Source organism: Polynucleobacter sp. 30F-ANTBAC (assembly GCF_018882385.1).
Taxonomy (GTDB): Bacteria; Pseudomonadota; Gammaproteobacteria; order Burkholderiales; family Burkholderiaceae; genus Polynucleobacter.
The window spans coordinates 1-236 of sequence record NZ_JACVON010000014.1; the positions used below are offsets into that span (position 1 = coordinate 1).

The following is a 236-nucleotide window of genomic DNA, read 5'->3' on the forward strand; positions in this document are numbered from 1 at the left end:
CGTATCAACGAACACATCGTTGACAGGCGTCACCGTAATATCTAATGTGCTAGTGTCACCCACTGAAGTGCCATTGTCATCAGTCAAGCTATAAGTGACTGTTGGAACAGTGCCGTTGTAGTTAGCAACCGGAGTAAAGGTGTAAGCACCATCACTCGCAATTGTTAATGTACCTACTCCAGCAATCGTTGCAGTTTGACCTGCCGTGAACGTTTCTGGTGTACCGTCATTATTAG

The 236-nt window shown here is 45.8% G+C and carries 1 protein-coding gene; it reads right to left on the minus strand.

From position 1 onward, the window contains the following. Positions 1-236 (minus strand): cadherin-like domain-containing protein (locus ICN28_RS09490; protein ID WP_216288274.1); only part of this gene is annotated, 236 nt, incomplete at both ends.